Here is a 17,258-nt window from a genome sequence, read left to right as displayed (position 1 = left end):
TTTGTCTACCACAACCGTCCCGATTCATCGCACGCGTCCAATTACAAGTATATAGCCTTGTCCGTTATCAAGTAAACACCCTAGTCCAATTTCAAGTAAATTATGTAGTCCAGGCTCAAGTAAATGCCGGGGATGCTCGCAGCCGCTCGGAGCCCTCTCGAAGATATTTTCGAGACTTAGCACACTTGCGTCCCCCCTCAGGGCTTCCACAAGAACCTTGTTTCAAAAGCAATGCTGGCCCTTCTGGTGGCAAATGGAAGCACTCATATCAACATTTTCCGTAAGGGACTGGGCGCGAGCGACGCCCATTAAAAATGATCAGAGCTAAATATTTCTAATGTCCAAAGTGCTGCACCAGCGCGGATGACCCCTTCGTATTCGATCCTAGGAGCAGTTACGCCACCGGGAATTCGAGAGAAAAGATCGTCCCGCCATCGAAGTCATAACTGTAGGTACCCTGCAATTGTAGGGCCATGCCTTTGATGATTTTGGCACCCATACCGATGGGGCGTGTTTTGGGATCAAACCCCGGGCCGTTGTCGGCTATGACGAGGTTGGCCCTGGTGTTGCCGAGAGGCTTGAGGCGGATACGGATCTCTGCGGTATCTTTGTCTGATCCCGCATACTTCAGCGAGTTGGTGACGACTTCGTTGATCAGCATCGCGAGTGATGTGGCTTGCTCATGACTGATTGAGATCTGGTCGATATCGAGGCTCAGATGATCTGAAGCGCCATGGGCTTTGAAGATGTTTTCCGTCACTGAAGTGATGAAGGCCGGCGCATCTAGGGCAGCATATTTGTCGTGGTTGTACATATGTTCGTGGACGGTGGACATGGCAGCGAGACGCAGTTTGAAGTTGGTCTCCACGGCTTTGGGAAGTTTGTGCATGGCGACCAGCGCTTGCATCGCCTGCATATTGTTTTTGACCCGGTGGTGGATTTCCCGAAACAGCGTTGCGTTTCTCTCAAACGCTTCCTCAAGGGCTTCGTTTTTTCGAGCTTCCCGCCTCAGAAGCCGGATGATCCAGATGGCACATGCCGCGAGGGCTAGGATGGTGGGAATGACAATTGCTAGAAATATCTGAACACGCCGCCAGAAGCGCGCCATCGTTTCATCATAGCCATTTGACGCGATGGCGATGAGCCCACTGTCTGGGAGGGTTTGGTAGCCTACAAACCTTTTTTCGCCGTCTATGGGGGACGTGTCGATATAGGCCCCCGCATCCGCGTTGGGCAAATGGTCTTTGAAGATTGTATGTTGAGCCAGATCCACGGGGCCATCGACTTGGGGGTAGCGGGCCACCAGCATGCCATCTGTGCGCAAGATCGCTAGAGCAGCGCTTTTCCCAAGGCCGAGAGATGTCAGTAGGTCTTGCAGTAGGGCGGCATCAAAGGAAATGATCGCGACACCTACAAACACGCCCTCCCGCTCCAGACGTTGACTAAATGTGAAGATTGGACTGCCGTCGATGCGGCTGGTAAGAAGTGAAGAGGTGAAGAACTGCTGCCCGCTGGCGGGGACGGCAAAATACTCTCTGTCGCGAATATCGATATTGGGCGCATTGGGGTCGGTGGTGTAAAGGGTTTGCCCGTCGGCGGTCACGATATAGGCCTTGGCGCTGTCGGGTAGCCCTTCTAGCGCGTCTTTGATGCTCGCTAAGGTCGCAGTCGGGTTGGACTGAATATCGGCTCCTAGTGAGAGATCCATACGGCGCAGTGCTTGCTGAGCCACTTCGACAATCCAGCCGGTGTTGATCTGGACGGCCTTGGCGGCGGCGGCCACCGAACTTTCGGCCCGATCTTCCGCCGAGTTGAGCTCTTGATAGACAAGCACCCCTAGGATGCTCGAATAGATAAAAAAGGTCGCGGCAATGAATATGGTCGCGACCCGCACGGAACCGGTAATCGTCCTGGTCACCATGAAGACTTCCCCCTGCAGCTGCTGAACGGAAAGACATAACGCTCCGGCAACGGTTTGCACTTAGAGGTAATTTTCAGGAAGTCTATGAGTAAGCGCCTGCAGGTATAGCGGACCATAGCACGACCCTATGCTGCGGCATGCGTAGGGCGCGCATGCAACGCCGGCGTGATCTGGTGTGGCCCATTGGGGCCGTGAATTTATGCATCCCTGTCTGCCCCGGTGGCGCTGCGATGCGCATGCGGCGCGTAGAGGAAGCCGCGTTGCGTCTGCAACATCGGGAATTTAGCTGTTGTGGGTCGGAACTGAATGGCTTTTGCATGGTTAAAGTTTAGCAGCTGAGCAGGATTGAGAATGAACGCCAAAGTCGTACTACTGGTCGAAGATGAGGCGCTCATTCTCATGGACATCGAAGCGGCCCTTGTTGACGAGGGGTTTGACGTGGTCACAGCAATTAACGGTGCCAAAGCCATGGAGGTTTTTGAAGCTGACCCCGCGGGCATCGATGCTATTGTCACGGACATAAATCTTGGCAAGGGGCCGAACGGATGGGAACTCGCAAGCCACATCCGGGCGCATCAATCTGAAATACCGGTCGTCTATATGAGCGGTGACAGCTCTCATGAATGGAGCGCCAGGGGTGTCCCTGAAAGTACTATGATCCCAAAGCCCTTCGTGCATGCTCAGGTCATCACGGCCCTCTCCACATTGATGAACCATGCGGATCAAGCCTGAGACGTAAAGAAACGTGGCAGGTCGAGCGGGCTGTGCTCAGGTCTTTCCTATGCTTTGGGGCGTGCGGTGCCTGAGGTGAAGCAGGGGGCTGGTCCACATTACGCTTTTGCTTCAGCGCCTTTCTGCGGTTTACTGTAATTCAGAGCCGCCATAGAAAGGGGCACAATCTTGCCGCGGGGGGCCTTATGATCCGAACCATCTTAGTTAGTGATTACATTCAAGTTCAGGGCGCGTTCGTGCGTGCTTCGGACGATGGAAACATCGTTGTTTGCACAGGAGAAGGTAAGTTTGAAGGGCGTCCGATCGGGCATCTCGGCAAGAAGCCGTCCTCACATGTAGTGCTTGCAGTCTCCTAACATCCCAATGTGGCCGCAAGGCCGCATCTCGCCCGTCTGAGGATCGCGTATCAACGGGAGTTCGCCTTTTTCGTAAGAAACGCAAGCGGAGAGGAGCAGGGCTGATATCACGATGAAAAGTTTCATAAGGCATGGCTCCTGAGGCTTTTGGTCTGTTGTACAATCGGCTGGCAGACCGCTTCTCTATATGAATTTATCCTTCGAACATTCAATGGAGTTTTCGCTTCTCTAAGTGTGCGAGGGGCGGGCCACTTCGAGCGGATACCTTGGCGGCATGAAGCTCTGTTTGCCTACTCACAGCCCTCTCAGTGGAAAGTTTGCCGAAGCGCTAGCAGACAGCTGTCCTCTACCGCCCAAAGCGCAATGGCTTTGCGCGGTCTGCGCCGGCGACGGGCATACCAGCTGACCTGCTGGCGGTAGAAGGAGTAATAGCGTGCCAAAGTGTGATACCCTGAGCCAAGGAGGCGCGCCGCTAGATCCTGAAACGCTGTGTGAGGTGCTCGGGTGTTTGGAGGACATGAAGGTAGGCGTTATTTCTTGCAGTCCTCGCCTTGCAGAGAGCATCATGTCAGATGCGGCCTTGGTCATCCGGGCTCTTGCACAGAGAGCGGGGGTCAAAATTGGAGAGAGGCGCGTAAGGAATAACCGTTTGGCGGGCAACCGTTGGGGTGTTGGCTCTGCTTTCTGCCGTGGTTTTTGACACTGGCTACGAAGAAGCTGCCTATATCGCAGGCATTGCAGCGCTTGTTTAGATCAGGGGAAACGGGAATGGCGAGGATTACCTGGAAGGAGCCGGACCGCAGGCGGGGGGCGAAGTCTTGGTTGCTCCGACCGATTTGCTGGCTCATGGGTCATGGATATTACCAAGCGGATGGGGAGAGTTGGACGGAAGCGACGTTGGAATGCCCCCGGTGCGGGTTGGAGCATCCAAGGTAGGAGATTGTCGTGCAGGTCTTTGTCGCTTCTCTTGAGCAGTGCCTTAAAGCAAAAAACTGGCCTGCGGCGCTGTGTCTTGCGCTGACCCTGCCTGAGATAGCCGGTGCCGTGGAAAGCCCCGAAAGCTCTGCGCCGCAAAGATACGCGCAGTGGTTCGATAGATGGGTGGGCCTTAAATATCGAACGCGCCTTTTGTCGGGGCAACATGCGCTTCTCTCCGGGTCCGACTGCTATGCCTTGAGGTGCGCCATGCTCTATCAGGGACAGGAGGTGGAGACAGGCCGGCGCCGGTATGTAACGGATGCTCTTGATCGGTTTTACTTCACTCAGGTCGCAACAGAGCATTGCACGCATAAGAACCGGGCGCTTCAGATTCACGCGGACCGCTTTTGCCGAGATGTCGTTGAGGGATGCGAGGCTTGGCTCAAATCCATCAAGAATGATGCCAGTAAAACGGCCGTTTTGAAGCGCGGTCTGAACATGGCAATGCCTCTCTAAGGCTGCGGCCCTTCGAACGACAGGGCAACTCCATTAATTTCTGGGGTCGATCAGCAGTGCCACGTGTCTCGAGAGTCCCCCATGTAAATATTCTAGCGTGACAGCTTTTGGGTTGCGGAAGAGCGCGCTGAGCCGGCAAGTCTGCTTGCACACTTGGCGCATTGCAAAGGCTATTAGCGCGAAGGTAACATATTTCCGACGCAGTCTGCGGTTAGGGGCAGCGGGCCCTTCGCGCTGACAGGCCGGACTCCTGGATAATTTCAGCAAGCGATCACAGTGTTATATGGGCGGTCGCGGCGAGAGCATGCTGAATGGGAGGAAGACGATGCTAAAATTACTGCATGTGGACGACGATGCTGACATCCTTGAGTTGGCGAAAATGTCTTTGGAGCTCATGGATGACATAGAGGTTGTCGATTGTGTTTCTGGGGAAGAAGCGCTCACCACAGTTGAAGAGTTCAAGCCGGACGTATTTTTGCTTGATGTGATGATGCCGGGCATGTCCGGACCTGAAACGCTCGAGAAGCTGCGGCAAGTGCCAGGGCTTGAAGCTGTGCCTGCCATTTTCATGACTGCGCGGGTGGGGGTGGGAGCTTGGACGGAACTCTTTGACCTTGGCGTCGCAGAGGTTATTGCCAAGCCGTTTGATCCAATGACCTTAGGCGCGCAAATTAAAGCAGTTCTGCACCGATAAACTCCTGAGACGCGCCAGAGGCGCGGGGCCGTTCGTGTCCACAGCTTTTCCGCGACAACACGGATCGTTTTGCAGAAAAACTTGCGTTGAAGGCCTTGTCTTGGCAGGCTCGCGCTATTGGAGACTTTTTGTGGGCTGCTAGCCTTATTGATTATCAGGCAGTGACTGAGTGAACCGGGGACGGTGCTAAGTTATTTAAGGATGTCGCCGCACATTGCGCTGCTGTTCTGTGAAGGGAAATTGCGGTGCATCGGGGTAAGGGCGCCGGGTTTTTCGCCCGAGAGGGGGCGCTGCAGCCCTTCTTCCCTGACTGCCAAGCCGCAAATGGTTCGGCGATTGCGTCCAATGTCTCTTAGCTTTTGCCACTGCAGAGATGTAATTTGAGAGGATTCTGTTTTGAGTGCTTCATTGGTTTCGCTGGTCATCACCGACGCATCTGGTGGTGATGTTTCTAGACTGACGTCAGCTGACGCAGGTGTCGAATTCCGTTTCACCTTCACATTCAGCGAAAAAATCTTCATGTTGAGCAGCGGTGCCACATTCAGTGGTAACATATCTCAATTTTTCGACAATATTGCAGCATTTTCAACGGGTCCCGAGGGCAGCACAACATTAGTGTGTCGAGGCTTTCTAAAGTCGGGTCTGACAGAAGATATTGCTTCGATTACGATTGGACTACACTCGGGGTGGGAGAGTGCGGATGAAACGACAGTGGACTTTGCTGCTGTCCCCGCAACAAGTGCTTCCGGCGTCGTGGTGCAGGGCGAGATGGGTACCCCGCCTGAAATCACCACCGGAAACGGTGCCACTGCCAGCTATACAGTTGGGGAGAACGGCTCTTCGGTTGAGGTTATCGGGATCAGTGACGACTTTAATACGGAGCCGGGCCGGGTCAGCTATAGTCTGGGCGGTGCGGATTCCGATTTGTTTATGATCGACGGCGCGACTGGTCGTTTGTCGTTTAAGGCGGCGCCGAATTTCGAGGCCCCGTCTGATCAGGATGGCGACAATAACTACGACCTGACACTGACGATCACTGACAGCATTGGTCAGACGGATTTTCAAGATATCACAGTGACCGTTGAAGATCGCAACGACCTGCCCACGGGGGCGGTCACCGTTTCCGGCACAGCTGACGTAGACGAAGTTCTCACGGCCAGCAATACGCTGGCGGATGAGGATGGCCTTGGCCCGATCAGCTACCAGTGGCAGCGGGGTGGCGTCGACATCCTTGGTGCCGAGGAGGAGACCTACACCCTGATACAGGCCGATGCTGGAGCTGCGATCACAGTTGAGGCCATCTACACCGACAGTGGCGGCGTAAACGAACGCGTCGCCAGTGCGGTGGTCAATGTGAACAATCCGCCCACGTCTACTTTGGTAATCACCGGTAACTTAGCTGAAGATGAAATGCTGATTATGTCCGGTAGTATCGGAGATCTAGACGGTGGCGTTGCTTCGGCCATCTTTCAATGGCAGCGCGATGGCGTTGATATCAATGGCGCCACGAGCACACACTATACGCTAACTCAGGCCGATGTCGGGGCTGCGATCTCAATGGTTGTCTCCTACACTGATGATCGTGGCACAGATGAGCGCGTTGTTATTGCTACCGCCGGCCCAGTGCTCAATGTGAACGACCTGCCCACAGGGGCTGTGAACCTCTCCGGTTTGGTGGCCGAGGACGAGGTGCTCACGGCCAGTAACACGCTTGCGGATGAGGATGGTCTGGGGGCGATTAGTTACCAGTGGCAGCGCGATGGCATTGACCTCATCGGAGCCACGGGAGAAAGCTACACGCTGACGCAGTCCGATGTGGGTGGTGCGATCACGGTGGCTGCGTCCTACACGGACGGTTACGGTGCCGAGGAACGGATCGTGAGTGCCGCCACCAGCGCTGTGGCCAACGTGAACGACCTGCCAACCGGCGTTGTTACTATCTCCGGCACTGTGGCCGAAGATGAGGTGCTTACGGCCAGCAACACGCTGGCGGACGAGGATGGTCTGGGGGCGATGAGCTACCAGTGGCAACGCGATGGCGTTGATATCGTGGGTGCTGACGGTGGCACCTACACGCTGACACAGGTGGATGTCGGAGCCGAGATCACGGTGGCTGCATCCTACACAGACAGTTACGGCGCCGAGGAGCGTATCATGAGTGCGGCCACAGAACCCGTGATCAATGTGAATGACCCGCCCACGGGTTCTGTCACGCTTGCCGGTACCGCGCGCGTGGGTCAAACGCTGAGCGCATCGAATACGTTGTCCGATGCAGATGGCATGGGAGCGATCTCCTATCAATGGCTTCGCAATGGGGAAGTTATTCCTGGTGCGACCGAGCCCGCGTTCACTCTTTCATTGGCAGACGTGGGTGCTGCAATTGCTGTGAGAGCATCATACAGAGATGGGCAGGGTACGAGCGAACGCGTCCTGAGTGCGTCTACAGAACCTGTTGCTAGTAACGCCGCGAGTTCTGGTGATGACCTTTTGAAAGGAACGTCCGGAAAGGATGTTCTAGAGGGCGGAGAAGGCAGCGATATTTTGGTTGGCGAGGCTGGAAATGACATATTGGTGGGGGACGCCCTTGACTTGTTCCTGCCATTTCCAGGCCTACAGGTTTATCTTTCGTATCAGGCTATTTTGGGGCGCGCCCCAGACAGCGAGGGCTTTTCTTACTGGTCTGGCCTGCTTCAGGGCGCGTTGGCGTTGCCGGAATTTTTGGGGCAGCTTCTTGCGTCTGAAGAGTTTCTATCTGTCCAGAGCCCTGTGGGGGACGCGGCCTTTGTCGGGCAGTTGTATGCCAACTTGCTCGGGCGCAGCCCGTCGCCCGAGGCATTGACCCCTTGGATGGACCAATTTGGGGAGGGCGCCTCCAGAGAAGAGGTCGCTGAGGCCTTCATTGAGCTGCCCGATGTTTTGGAAGCAATGAGCGAGGAGGCAAGCGCCTATCTTTCCGCGATCTCCAGTCTTGCTGGAGAGTTTGAACAGATATTCCGCCTCTATCAAGCGACCCTAAACCGTTTGCCTGACCCTGAAGGGCTCGAGTTCTGGGCGGAGCAGCTCGGCAACGGCTTGTCGTTTGAGAATGCTATTGAGGGGTTTATTAGATCTGAGGAGTTCCAGGGCACCTATGGTGCATTGGATCATCCTTCTTTTGTCGCGCAACTTTATCAAAACGTTCTGGGGCGGGAGGCTGATGACGCCGGACAGGCTTTCTGGACCCGGCTTCTTGAAGACGGCCTCGACCGTGCATCGGTGGTTGCTGGGTTTGCGACCTCTGTGGAGTTGATCGAGAAATCCTACCCAGACTTCCTTGCGTTTATGGGGGGGCTTCAAGGAGACAGTTTTGAGGGCGGGGCTGGAGACGATATATTGGTTGGGGGCCTACGCGCCGACCAATTTATCTTCAACGCTACGGATGCAGGAAAAGACCTTGTGGTGCGGTTCGACCCTTGGGATACGATTGACCTGCGCGGGTTTGGGTATGCGGACGCCGAAGATGCGCTGACGCATTTTCAAGAGATTGGAGGAGACAGCTTCTTCTCGGATGGCGATGTGTACATCCACTTTGCAAACAGTCCGCTTAGTGTTTTCGAAGATGCGACCTTTATCTTTTAAAGGGCTGGATTTTGCTGTGATCAGCAAGTTCTACCTGCAAAAGCATCAGAAAGAGGGTAGTGTTCCTGGCGTTCTCGCGTCGCTGGCACCGTACAATGTGGCCTTGGACCAACGCTTACAATACAGCAAGGCGTGGCGTAGGTGGCAGGCGAGCAATGCCTTACCTGGCTCAAATCCGGCTTAGGGTATCCCTCAAGCGCTTTACATCGGAAAGCGTTCGACACCGCTCACCGGCGCGCTAAATCCATGTGGATTTAGAGAGCGATTGGTATGCGAGCATGGAAGCTGCGTAAGCGGTGGCTGCCCAGCACTTGGGATCAGCTTGACGGCTGGAAGTTCCAAGGTCGTCGGTACGTCGGGGTCGAGATGCGAGGTTATAGACATCTTCGAATCTGCTAGGCTTCAGGTGCTAATAGCCATACTTATGATTTTGGCATATACTTTAGATATTTCTTTTCTACTTAAGTATAATATCTCCTGGCAAATCTTGACAATAAATTGACTAAAGTGTGCTTTGCTTGCGGAAAAGTAGGGAATTCGTCTCGCTAGGTGAAATTAACAGTTGCGAGATAATGAGCTCATATTGCAGCCTATAAGGGCGCTCTCGTATTTAGCGTCAGAAATCTAAAATATGAACGTGCCTTTCAGCACGAATTAAATAGACGTGCATTCACTGCACGTTGCGAGGAAGTTATATGGTATCGAAACTTAAAAATATGCGCTCTTTCATGAAGGTTTTCTCCAAGGATGAGGACGGCGCGACGGCAATTGAGTATGGACTTTTTGCGGCCCTGATTGGAGCTGCAATTGTAGCTACGGTGGGTCTGCTAGGCGGGGATCTCAATACGACCTTTGTTGAAATTCGCAGTGCCTTCACCGGTGAAGAGGCTGGTGGAAATTAAGTTTAAAGTATTGTATTAATTGTATATAATGAGAGATATGCCGAAACGCATTCTTTTGGTCCTAACGACTTCTGCGGTACTTGCTGTGGCAGTCACTTGGGTCAGCGTGCGCCCCGACAACCAGCCCGCTTCGCCCCCTCCCGCCGAAGCTCCGGTGTCTGTTAAGGTGAAACGCATCGCGGTGTTGGCAGCCGCGGCTTCAATTGCAAAAGGCTCCGACCTTACGGCAGATATGGTTGAATCCATTGAAATTCCGGCAAGTGAACTCTCTTCGGAATTCATTCTTGATTCAAAGCTGAATAGGGCACGCCTTTTCGATCTTCGCGCTGATGAAGATATTGCGGCAGGAGTGCCTCTTATGTCCAGTGGTCTGATTGTTCCGGCAGTTCAAGAAGAACCTATTCCAAAGGTTGTTCCCGTCATACGTCCAGTCCAGTCCCTTGGGGTAGGCATGCGCGCCATTTCCGTACCGCTCAACCGAGAAGCCTCTCTTGCCAGTATGATCGAACCTGGCGATCGTATCGACGTCATGGTGTCTTATCAGACAGCTCAGGGCATACGCGCCGTGCGCAACATTCTTGAGAATGTACGTGTTCTTGCACTCAATGGGATGGGAAATAGCGGTTCGGATAGGCGCATGATGACGCTGGAGCTGCATTCAGAAGGCACCAAGGTTTTGGCATTGGCTCAGCAAACAGGGGAGTTGGTGTTTGTCTTGTCTTCTACGCAAGGGGAGGGCCTGCCGGTTATTATCCGCGATGGCCCAATGCTTTCAACGCAGATTTCAGGGGCGCCTGTAGCTGTCCCAACGCCCCAGCGGCAGGCGCGTCGCGTGACCGTTATTCGGGGGAGTAGCGGTCAAGGTGAGGTGAAATTGACCAGGGGCGCGGCCGAGCGATCGGACCAGTCAAATACTTTTCAAACAGGGGGCCTCATTTCTGCTGATCGCTGAACTATTCCATTTCAGGACTTTTTAATGCTGCTCAAGTTATTTCAAGCCTTCGCTTTCATTGCTGCGGGCTCTACGCTTTTCTTGCCCGAGTATGGGTATTCACAGGTGGTTATTGAAGCCACGGGCAGGCCTGTCCGTCTTTACCCCGGGGAGGGCAAGCTGATCCGGCTGGACCAGCCCTCCAGTACCGTATTTTTAGCAAATCCGGCCGTTGCTGATATCGAGGTCAAATCTGCAAACCTTGTATATCTCTACGGAAAAGCTGCCGGCAAAACGACGCTCTTTGCACTGGATGAGTTGGACAACGTGACACTTTCGAGCGTCGTGAACGTGGCGCTTAATGTCGATGCGCTGAATAGGGCGGCGAAGTCCGCGGTGCCGCATGGGAGTTTTCAAATTCGCGAGACTGAAGGGGCCATGGTCATGTCAGGTCGTGTGCCATCTCTTGGCGATGCCCAGCAGATCGAAACGGTTCTTCGTGCGCTGTCAGGGCAGGATGTGCCGATCATCAACAGCTTGAAGCTCGACAACCCAGCTCAAGTAAACCTTCAAGTAAAGATTGCCGAAGTTTCCAGAACGGTGACTGAAGACCTTGGGACGAACTGGACGGCCTTGGGTAACGGATTGAACGGGGGTCGTGGCGCGCCTGGCGGTTTTGCTTTGAACACCGACTTTACTGTCGGCTCCCAATTGCAGGGTGTCAGCTTGGAAGCGCTACAGCAAGAAGGCCTGGTGACCATTCTTTCGGAGCCAAATCTGACGGCGCGCTCAGGCGACAAGGCCAGCTTCTTGGCCGGGGGGCGCTTCCCCTATCAGACTGCGGCTTCAGATGACCGCGTAGAGGTCGTTTTTGAGCCCTATGGTGTTGAGTTGGAGTTCCAGCCTGAGGTGCTTCAATCGAACAAGATCAAGCTTGAGGTCGATACCAAGGTCCGTGAATTGGATTTTTCCAATGGCAGTACTTCCAATACCCAAGGGCTCCCTCTGATCTTGGAGCGCAGCGCGGCCACGACGATCGAAGTCGGCAGTGGTCAGAGCTTTGCAATTGCAGGGCTGTTCAAGGCGACGTCGCAGCAAACCATCGATGAGGTGCCGGGACTTGGCCAAGTCCCCCTCCTGGGCGCTCTTTTCCGCTCTACCAGCTACCAAAGTGGTGAGAGTGAGCTTGTGATTATTGTGACACCCTATTTGGTTGAGCCGGGAAATCCGAAGAAGTTCCGGACACCTGTGGATGGGTTCAGGCCTGCTGGTGCATTACGGCGCAACTTGACTGGAGAGCTATCGGTGGGCGTACCCGTTGAAGACGGCCAGGCTGTTTCCGTCAAAAGCATCAATGGCAAAGCGGGACTCCTCCTTCAATGAGCAGATTTTCCTTGACCGCCGCAGTCTCTGCCGCGCTTCTTGCTGCAGCCTGTACCGCGCCTGAACCAAGCGTCTCGGTTATTGATCGGCTGAGCGCACCCTATGTCGAGGCTCAGCATCAGTTCCATTTCGGCTACGGGTCTTCTCAGCTTTCCAGCCAGGAGCGTAAGAGACTTGATAGGTTTCTGCATTCCAAAGCGCTTCGCAGTGAAGATGTGGTGATCATCACCATCCCAACCAGTGGAGACAATCGAACCGATGCGGCGCGGGTGCAAAATGTGACTGCAGCGCTGTCTTTGCTGCCATCCCGTATCCAGCTCTCGATGGCTGAGAGTTTTGCCAAACGCCCGTTGGAAAAACATCAGATCGGTTTGGTCCGGGTTGCACGGGCTGAAGGCATCAAGGTTTCCTGCGAACCTGGCATTGATGATTTGGGCTGTGCCAATGCCATCAATCTGGCCCATATGATCCACCGCCCGGCGGATATCCTGTCACCAGCTCCGACTGCCCGCACGGCAGCGCGTTGACCGTTGTTCATCGAGGGGGACTAGTGTGTTTCAAGGTAAAGTGAAGCTTAACCCAAGGGCGCAGCACACGCAGATTGAAGCCTTCGTTGAATCTGAGAATGCGCGCGACGCAGCCGAGAAGCTTGTGGCCCAGATCGGTGAGACGTCAGGTCTTGTGATACATCCGGGCACCGTGACAACGGCCGCCCGCCTCATCGGCACAGCTCCCCTCGGCGACATCTTAATCGTTGAGTTGGGGGCAGCTTTTGCACCTGCTTTGGAGCGGATCAAAGAGCTAAAGGACGCTGGATCACGTGTTATTGCCGTAGGGCATGTGAACGATATCCCCACATATCAAGATGTTCTTGAGGCTGGGGCCCAGGAATACCTGCCCCTGCCACTGGGGGACCGTCAGCTGCAGGTATCAAAGCTACTGGGCTCGGTTGCACCAGAAACGCTCTCGAAAGTACCGTCTCGCTGTATTGCTATTTGCGGGGCTTCTGGGGGGCTGGGCGCGAGCGCAATTGCTGAGAACCTCGCCGTCGCATATCTTGACGCAGTGCGGAGTAAGAAAGCCAAAGGTGATCCTCAGAGCCGCGTTGCCCTTCTTGATGCCGATCTCGAATTTGGCTCCATTGCCGCCGATCTCGATGCCGACCTAACTATGGGGCTTTTAGATGCTCTCCAAGTGCCCGAGCGGGTGGATGATACTTTTCTAACTTCGACAATGGCAATGCCCTTAGACGGGCTTTATCTTTACTCGGCCAGCGTGAATGACCCCTCTGGGGTCTCCGGGATGGAAGCCAATCTGCCACCGCTGCTACGTCGTTTTCGTCAGAGCTTCCCTCTAACAGTCATCGATCTGCCGCGGGGTCTATTGGCGGCCCAGCCTGGGTTGGCCGAGGAGTTGGACGATATCGTCTTTGTTTTCGGTCCCGCATTCTCCTCTGTCCGAAACTGTAGCCGCTTAGTTGAGAGAGCCAGTGGGAGCGCCAATCCACCGCGTTTTTCCTACTTGATGTCCAAGCGGCGTCGAGGTGCGGGGCTCAAGCCGTCAGAGGTCAAACAGGCGCTGAACATCAGTGACCTGCATGAGATTCCAGAAAGTGGATCTGAGCTGGCGCGCGCATCGTTGAAGGGCCAGCCTGTCCGAAGGCTCTCCAAGAAGGGGGCATATAGCCGTGCCATCACCCGCCTGATGAGCGACCTCGAGGCACCTGTAGAGCCGGGTCATAAGCCTAAAAGGAAGGGCTTTCTCGGTGGAAAGGGGCGAGGCAAATGACGGTGACGCCAAGAATGTCTGATCAAGAGAATACCTCATTACCTGCAGCGCTTGTTGAGAAGGTCAGTTCACTCATTTCAAGTGGTGCAGAGCCGGGACCTCACGTCGTAAGTCGGGCCATAGATTGGTATGAGGCGCAGACCGGCCAAGAGATCCCGATTGAGGAGCAACGTGATCTGGTTAGGGTGCTTGCCGAGAAGGCTGATACACTGACGGTGATAGCTCCATCGGCCCCGGTAGAGGTGGCCCCGGGACCCACCCGAAGCGCCTCCCTTGCGGGCTTTGACCGCCACCTCAACAGTCTCAGTCAACGCGTCATGCCTGAAATCATGGCACTGCTTGATCTCACGGAGCTTTCATCAGGATCGGAGGACTTACAGCGGGAAACCATCGCCCGGGCTGTTCGCAGCGTTAGTCGCAAGCAGAAGTTAGAGCTTAACGGGGCTGAAAGCGCCCAACTGGTTGAGTATGTTCTCGACGATATGATGGGCTTTGGCCCTCTGGAGCGGCTACTGGCCGATGACACCATATCCGACATCATGGTGAATGGTCCCAAGCAAGTCTACATTGAGCGGAACGGGCAGCTGGAGCTTACGGGCGTCACATTCCGAGACAATCAGCATGTCCTTAATATCGCCACCCGGATCGTTTCATTGGCGGGGCGGCGCGTTGATGAGACCACTCCTCTTGTGGATGCACGCCTGCCAGATGGCAGCCGCATAAATGTAACGATCCCTCCGCTTGCTTTGAAAGGGCCAACGCTTACGATCCGAAAATTTCCCAAGGGTGAGTTGCAGCTGGCAGATCTCGTGGCGCGCGATAGCCTATCCTCGGCCATGGCAGAGTTCTTGCGTCTCGCGGCAAGAATGCGGCTTAACGTTTTGATTTCGGGGGGGACCGGGTCCGGCAAAACCACCCTGCTGAATGCGATATCAGGTGAGATATCCGAGGTTGAGCGCATCGTGACAATCGAAGATGCTGCGGAACTCCGCCTTCAGCAGCCCCATGTTGTATCTTTGGAAACACGACCGCCGTCGATCGAAGGTCTCGGAGAGATCACCATGCGCCATCTGTTTCGCAACACGCTTCGGATGCGCCCTGACAGGATCATTATTGGCGAAGTGCGAAGTGAGGAGGCCCTGGACCTCTTGCAAGCCATGAACACAGGCCACGACGGCTCGATGAGCACTCTTCATGCCAATTCCCCACGTGAGGCGCTGACACGGCTTGAAAGCATGATCGCCATGTCAGGAACGGCTCTCCCCAGTGAATTCGTTCGCCAGCAGATCAGTTCCGCGATTGATCTGGTGGTTCAGATCGCCCGCATGCGGGATGGGGTGCGCAGAGTTACCTCGATCTGCGAGATCGTGGGCGCGGAGGGCAACACGCTTAGCATGCAGGAGCTGTTCCGCTTTAGCCCGGATCTCGAGCGTTCAGGTGAAACCATTGTGGGTAAGCATCAGGCGACAGGCAGCACCCCCTACTTCATAACGCGGGCGGCAGAAATGGGTCTGGAAAACGCGCTGCGCCGTACATTGGAGGTCTAGAGTGCTGCAGGTATTTGCCTTTTTCCTTCTCATCTTTGGTGTCTTTGCAGCCACTGGTTTGACTCTGGTAATTGCCCTTGACCGTGCGCGTCAGGCGCGGCTTCAAAGGCTGGTAAAATTTACCCAGAACCATCCGCTTCAAGCCCCCGAGCATAGGACGCGCCGCCTTGCGGTTGAGGATGGAGAAGGGGGGGGCAAGGTCGATGGCGGTCGTTTTGCCCGATTACTTGATACGCGCTTGCGTGAGGCGGGGCTCGAAATGAGACATCGGGCTGCTATAGCCGTCATGATGGCTATAGCTGTTGTGATGGTCTTGGCATTGCAGGCCCTCAAATTGGCACCTCTGCCGTTGGCGCTGCTCATCTCGGGGCTTGCTAGCTATTTGTCTTTCACAGTTTGGCTGGGGCATCTGCGCGCACGTAGAGTGAAGTCTTTCAATGAAGCATTGCCTGATTGTCTTGATGTGTTCGCCCGCGGACTGCGTTCTGGACAACCCGCACCTGTAGCTCTGCGGGTGGTGGCCAATCATGCCAAAGGTATCGCGGAAGAAGAGTTCAGCTTTTGCTGCGAAGAGATGCGCCTCGGTGTGGGGTTGAACGAGGCGCTCGGCGGTATTGCCGATCGTATCGGCTCACAAGAAGCAAGATTTATCGTTGTTGCCGCAGGCCTTCAGGTCGAAACGGGTGGCAACCTTGTTGAGACGCTGGAAAACCTCGCCAATATGCTGCGCGAGCGTCGTAAATTGCGTAAGAAGGCTGCTGCTTTATCGGCAGAGGTCAGAGTAAGTGCGGTTGTTCTATCCTCTTTGCCCTTTGTTATCGGCCTCATCCTCTGGGTAGTGAACGCTGAATACCTTCAGCCTCTCTTCTCTGATGCGCGCGGACGCATCCTTAGCGTGGTCGGCTTAAGCTTCCTCGGGATGGGGATATTTAGCATGTATAAATTGTCGCGCCTTGATGTTTGATGACGTGCCTCCTCTTGCCTTGGTGCTTATCGCAGCACCAATCTTCTATTTTGCGCAGATGGCGGTGTTGAACGCTGTTGACGCGCGCGCGCGTATGGCGCGATTGAATCGTACAATGAAGTTGCAGCGCAATGATCGCTCTATGCCGAAGCGATCAAGCTCTAGCGTGCTGCTGGAGATGGCAAAGCGTATCGCTATAAACACATCTGAGCGGTTTTCCATCGTCAATGGCGGTGAAGCTGAAGCTTCAGCGAGATTGCTGCGCACCGCAGGTTTCCGCGGGCGCGATGCGCTGCTGATCTATTCCTTTCTGAAGCTGTTGTTGCCGATTGGAGCTGTTGCCTTCACTTGGCTCTGGTTCTCGCTTGATGATGCCAGCGAGCTGGGACTGTTCATGAAAGCGATGATTGCGCTTGCGGCAGCACTCATGCTCTCCAAGCTCCCTGATGTGGTTCTCAAATACCGTCAGAAGAAGAGATACGCTGAAGCCCATAAAGCCTTCCCGGACATGCTTGAATTGTTGGTCATTGCGACCGAGGCGGGATTGAGCTTCGGGCCAGCGATCAACAGGGTGGCACGCGAGTTGAATGATTTTGCTCCCACGCTCTCTTTTGAAGTCAGGCAGTTATACGTCGAACTTAATGTTTTGCCGGATCGGGATGCAGCTTGGATCAGTTTATCGGAGCGTTTGCCGCTTTCTGAAATATCTATCTTTTCGAATGCGATGATGCAGGCCGAACGTTATGGCACGCCAATCTCACAAGCTCTGCGGACTTTGATGCGTGACCAGCGTGCGCTTCGTTTGTTGCGGATCGAAGAGCAAGCGGGGCGCATCCCGGCTTTGATGACCGTGCCATTGATCCTCTTTATCATGCCAGCACTTTTCGTGGTGTTGATCGGCCCTGCAGCCCTGAACATCCTTGATAATATTATGGGGGGTGCGTTGGGATGACAGGCCGGAAAAACTGTTTCTGGAGGGGTGAGGAGG

At 54.8% G+C, this 17,258-nt stretch carries 14 protein-coding genes; 12 read left to right on the top strand and 2 right to left on the bottom strand.

The features are described 5' to 3' along the window. Window positions 1-394: 394 nt before the first annotated feature. A complete protein-coding gene (locus J3456_RS17730; RefSeq protein ID WP_349581547.1) occupies window positions 395-1,921 on the bottom strand; it encodes a sensor histidine kinase in 1,527 nt (508 codons plus the stop codon). A gap of 351 nt (window positions 1,922-2,272) precedes the next feature. On the opposite strand from J3456_RS17730, the gene J3456_RS17725 reads away from it, so the two are divergent. The 3 genes from J3456_RS17725 (at window position 2,273) to J3456_RS17715 (ending at window position 5,137) form a co-directional block, all read left to right on the top strand. Continuing rightward, on the top strand, window positions 2,273-2,653 hold the full coding sequence (locus tag J3456_RS17725) for a response regulator (protein WP_349581546.1): 381 nt from the start codon (window positions 2,273-2,275) through the stop codon (window positions 2,651-2,653). A gap of 1,301 nt (window positions 2,654-3,954) precedes the next feature. Further along, window positions 3,955-4,443 (top strand): hypothetical protein, encoded by a 489-nt coding sequence (locus tag J3456_RS17720; RefSeq protein ID WP_349581544.1) that lies wholly within the window; start codon window positions 3,955-3,957, stop codon window positions 4,441-4,443. Between the two features lie 325 nt (window positions 4,444-4,768). Further along, on the top strand, window positions 4,769-5,137 hold the full coding sequence (locus J3456_RS17715; protein WP_349581542.1) for a response regulator: 369 nt from the start codon (window positions 4,769-4,771) through the stop codon (window positions 5,135-5,137). Window positions 5,138-5,328: 191 nt separating this feature from the next. On the opposite strand, the gene J3456_RS17710 is transcribed toward J3456_RS17715, so the two are convergent. After that, window positions 5,329-5,562, bottom strand: coding sequence for a hypothetical protein (locus tag J3456_RS17710; RefSeq protein ID WP_349581541.1), 234 nt, complete (start codon window positions 5,560-5,562; stop codon window positions 5,329-5,331). Here J3456_RS17710 and J3456_RS17705 point away from each other — a divergent pair. From J3456_RS17705 to J3456_RS17665, 9 genes are all read left to right on the top strand, one after another. Then, on the top strand, window positions 5,534-8,755 hold the full coding sequence (locus J3456_RS17705; RefSeq protein ID WP_349581540.1) for a DUF4214 domain-containing protein: 3,222 nt from the start codon (window positions 5,534-5,536) through the stop codon (window positions 8,753-8,755). The genes J3456_RS17710 and J3456_RS17705 overlap by 29 nt on opposite strands. Window positions 8,756-9,450: 695 nt before the next feature. Then, the gene (locus tag J3456_RS17700; RefSeq protein ID WP_349581538.1) at window positions 9,451-9,657 is read left to right on the top strand and encodes a Flp family type IVb pilin; all 207 of its coding nucleotides are present in this window, start codon (window positions 9,451-9,453) and stop codon (window positions 9,655-9,657) included. A gap of 37 nt (window positions 9,658-9,694) precedes the next feature. Then, window positions 9,695-10,609 carry a Flp pilus assembly protein CpaB gene (cpaB, locus tag J3456_RS17695; RefSeq protein ID WP_349581537.1) on the top strand — a complete coding sequence of 305 codons (915 nt, stop codon included), beginning with the start codon at window positions 9,695-9,697 and terminating at the stop codon, window positions 10,607-10,609. A 24-nt stretch (window positions 10,610-10,633) separates the two neighbouring features. Then, window positions 10,634-11,971 (top strand): type II and III secretion system protein family protein, encoded by a 1,338-nt coding sequence (locus J3456_RS17690; protein WP_349581536.1) that lies wholly within the window; start codon window positions 10,634-10,636, stop codon window positions 11,969-11,971. Next, complete coding sequence (locus J3456_RS17685) at window positions 11,968-12,498, top strand: hypothetical protein (protein ID WP_349581535.1); 531 nt, start codon at window positions 11,968-11,970, stop codon at window positions 12,496-12,498. Before J3456_RS17690 ends, J3456_RS17685 begins: the two co-directional genes overlap by 4 nt. Window positions 12,499-12,523: 25 nt before the next feature. After that, window positions 12,524-13,759 (top strand): CpaE/TadZ family protein, encoded by a 1,236-nt coding sequence (locus tag J3456_RS17680; RefSeq protein ID WP_349581534.1) that lies wholly within the window; start codon window positions 12,524-12,526, stop codon window positions 13,757-13,759. Continuing rightward, window positions 13,756-15,306, top strand: coding sequence for a TadA family conjugal transfer-associated ATPase (locus tag J3456_RS17675; protein WP_349581533.1), 1,551 nt, complete (start codon window positions 13,756-13,758; stop codon window positions 15,304-15,306). Before J3456_RS17680 ends, J3456_RS17675 begins: the two co-directional genes overlap by 4 nt. Before the next feature lies 1 nt (window position 15,307). Next, window positions 15,308-16,270, top strand: a complete 963-nt coding sequence (locus J3456_RS17670; protein WP_349581532.1) for a type II secretion system F family protein — start codon at window positions 15,308-15,310, stop codon at window positions 16,268-16,270. After that, window positions 16,263-17,222, top strand: coding sequence for a type II secretion system F family protein (locus J3456_RS17665; protein ID WP_349581531.1), 960 nt, complete (start codon window positions 16,263-16,265; stop codon window positions 17,220-17,222). Before J3456_RS17670 ends, J3456_RS17665 begins: the two co-directional genes overlap by 8 nt. Window positions 17,223-17,258 lie beyond the last annotated feature (36 nt).

Origin of the sequence: Sulfitobacter sp. NFXS29 (assembly GCF_040148765.1) — a bacterium.
Taxonomy (GTDB): domain Bacteria; phylum Pseudomonadota; class Alphaproteobacteria; order Rhodobacterales; family Rhodobacteraceae; genus Sulfitobacter.
Note: the sequence above shows the minus strand (reverse complement) of the source record. Positions and strands in the feature narration are given on the sequence as shown.